Here is a 1,561-nt window from a genome sequence, read left to right on the forward strand (position 1 = left end):
ATTGATAAATATATTTCAAAAATATTAGATATTAATGAAGATATTATAACATTTTTATTAATTAATTTCACTTTTTCTATGAGATCTCAGAAATATTAGTGTCAACATAAGTAATGCGTCAAAACTCTGAAATGAATAACGAATATACAACATTAATTAATCACTTATTATTATTTAGTCATAGGATATATTATATAAAGAATATTGAGTAAAATTAGAAAGATTCAAAAAAATGTATTATTTTTTTTTATAAACTTTTTAACAAGTTTTTTGCTCGAAGCATTTGCCCGGGCAATGGTATAAAGGGCGCAAGCTCGGGCCGGCAAAGCGGTTTGGACGTGCCACTGTGTGCCGTTTGGCCCGGGCCTGAAGGTCACCTTCGATCACTTGCTCCTGCCCATCCACTTTTAGCAAGCCTGTCTGTTTTTAAGGACAATTAAATAGGTTAACAAAAAAAACGTTATATTATATATATAAAAAAGTAGCAACAATCTTTTTTATTATTTTCACTTTCTTTTTCTAGAATGGACTTATCCATTCCATTATTGCCTTTTGTTTTTAAACATTCTGATCCTATAAGTTCAATTAATTCTTTAATATTATTATTGTTTTCTGCACTTGTTTTGATGAAAGTCATATTTAAAGATTTTGCTTTCTCTTTTCCCTCAGAATCTGTCACTTGGTTGGGATGTAATCCCTCAAGATCAGATTTATTTGCAACAAGCACATTACGTACTTTATCTTTCTCGATATGATTCAAAACAAAATCATGCCATTCTTCAATAGATTCAAATGTATTTTTTTCATTCAATGAGTATACAAAAATGATAGCATTTGAGCCTCGAATATAAAAAGGAGTTGTATTGCGATAACTAGTTTGTCCAGGCGTATCCCAAACATTAAGAATGACCTCTTGGGAATCAATATTCACAGTAATTGTTTGACCTTGCGGGCTAATTGTTGGTCTATTAGCTCCAAAATATTCACTTGATATAGCTCTTTGTATAATACTTGTTTTTCCAACATTTGGATCACCAACGAATACAACTTTAAACGACAAAGGCTGAGGTTCTTCAGACATTTGAAAATTTTAGGTGGTCAACTAATTGAATACTCATAAAATCTAATAAAATTTTGTTTTATTTTTAATTTATCTTTGTCTATATTGAAATTTTAAGCTGTAAACATATTTAATTATGATAACAAAATATAATATTAAAATAAAATTATTTTATACTTAATAATAGCCGAGTTTTATTTTATAAAGTAAAATTGACCTTCCTCTAAAATAAATAAACCATTTTACACCATAAAATATTAAAGCCTATTTTAATTTTGTTTTTAGATTTTCAAATCCATATATATTATTGGCCTCATAGCAATTGCAAAATATAAAAAAATCATTATATCTATCATTAGCCTCATATTCTCTTTTAATATTTACATTATCAATGGAACAATTCGAAACACATATTATTTTTTTTGAATTGATAGTTTACAAAGTTAAGGTTAAATAGTCTTTAAAGAATATTGTCTATGGATATATTACTGAAATTTTTGT

At 27.3% G+C, this 1,561-nt stretch carries 1 protein-coding gene; it reads right to left on the reverse strand.

Translation table 11 applies throughout. The features are described 5' to 3' along the window. Positions 1–460: 460 nt before the first annotated feature. The gene (locus tag QZ306_RS10565) at positions 461–1,081 is read right to left on the reverse strand and encodes a Rab family GTPase (RefSeq protein WP_295163668.1); all 621 of its coding nucleotides are present in this window, start codon (positions 1,079–1,081) and stop codon (positions 461–463) included. Positions 1,082–1,561 lie beyond the last annotated feature (480 nt).

The sequence above is a fragment of the uncultured Brachyspira sp. genome, from assembly GCF_910588665.1.
Classification (GTDB): domain Bacteria; phylum Spirochaetota; class Brachyspiria; order Brachyspirales; family Brachyspiraceae; genus Brachyspira.

What these genes read in the sequence shown, in the direction of transcription:
- QZ306_RS10565 (WP_295163668.1), bottom strand. Translation starts at nt 1,081, where the DNA reads ATGTCTGAAGAACCTCAGCCTTTGTCGTTTAAAGTTGTATTCGTTGGT.